Genomic DNA, 1,546 nt, shown 5'->3' on the forward strand with positions numbered 1-1,546 from the left:
CAGGCTGTCGAGAAAGTTTTTTTCTCGGCAGTTTTTTTGTGGGCAAAGGGCTGGAATGGTCGTATACTGAAAAGAAAAGGGGCGATCCTAAGATGCTTGGCAAAGCCAAAAACCATCGACGCGATCAAGTGACTGTTTCTGTGGAAGAGCTGGTGCCCGCTGATCACTTTCTTCGAACCATTGATATGATGATTGATTTTCAGTTTATTGAAGAAAAACTGGCTTCCTATTATTCGCCGACCATCGGTCGGCCTTCCATTCCACCGATTACGTTGTTTAAAATGATGTTTATCGGCTATTTTTACGGCATTCGTTCGGAACGACAATTGGAAAAAGAGCTGCAGACCAACGTCGCCTATCGTTGGTTTCTTGGTCTTTCTCTGACGGATCGAATTCCGGATCATTCCACGATCAGTTGGAATCGTCAGACCCGGTTTCTTGATACCACGGTATTTGAAGATATTTTTAATGCCATTGTTCGTCAAGCAGAGGGCCATGGGTTGGTGGACGGGCGGATTCTAGTGAGTGACTCCACCCACGTCAAAGCCAATGCCAATAAAAACAAATTTCTGCGACAAGCCAAATCACCCAAAGTTCCTGCCTATCTAGCAGAGCTGGAAGCTGAAGTGCAGGCCGATCGGGAAAAAGAAGGAAAAAAGCGCTCGGACCACGGAAGGAGAGGAAGCCCGCCAACCCAGCTATGACACGAGTCAGTCGGACCGATCCGGATAGTGGATTCATGATGCGAGATGGCAAACCCCAGGGATTTTTCTACCTCGACCACCGGACGGTGGACGCCAAATATAACCTGATTACCGATACCCATATCACGCCTGGTAACGTACACGATGCGGATCCGTATCTCGCCCGACTGGAGGTTCAGCGGAACACGTTCGGCTTTCCGGTAGAGGCGGTGGCGCTCGACGCCGGCTATTTTACTGCCTATCTATGTAAAAAGCTCGAAGAGCAGGGAATTTACGCGGTGATGGGCTACCGACGTTACGGAAAAAGCCGCCGGTATCTGCCGAAACGGAAGTTTCGATTTGTCGCGTCCAAAAAAGCCTATGTATGCCCGATGGGCTGTATGTTGACCTACCGACTCACCGATCGGGAAGGATACCGTCATTATCGTTCCCGTACGCAGGACTGTCAGGGCTGTCCGATGCGGGAGACTTGTTTTTCGCCTGCCGCTGCCTCCCGGTTAATTAGCCGACACCTATGGGAAGACTGTAAAGACCGGGCTCGAGCAAGAAAACGAACGAAAACAGGAAAAGCATTGTACCATTTACGCAGCCAGACCATCGAACGGAGCTTCGGAGATGCCAAAGAGCTCCATGGGTTTCGATACACGCGGTATCGTGGGCACCCGTCTGTCCAAGCGCAGGCCTATCTCACCGCAGCCTGTCAAAACATGAAAAAAATCGCCCTCTACCTCGCCAAACGGGCGGCTTAGAGGACGATTTTCTTCGGGGAAATCGAAAAAAAACGTGGATCGAACGATCCACGAAAAAAAACAACCTTGTTTCTTTCATTTCTCAACAACCTG

The 1,546-nt window shown here is 49.9% G+C and carries 1 protein-coding gene; it reads left to right on the forward strand.

Features of this window, described 5'->3' with window-relative positions; translation table 11 throughout:
• Window positions 1–92 precede the first annotated feature (92 nt).
• Window positions 93–1,453 (forward strand): IS1182 family transposase gene (locus AC5W14_RS16670; RefSeq protein ID WP_496195026.1). Its coding sequence is split into 2 segments (ribosomal slippage): window positions 93–660 and window positions 660–1,453, totalling 1,362 coding nucleotides; the frame shifts between segments, so codons are not numbered across the junction.
• Window positions 1,454–1,546: the final 93 nt, after the last annotated feature.

The organism is Sinobaca sp. TMA16-18 (genome assembly GCF_059510535.1).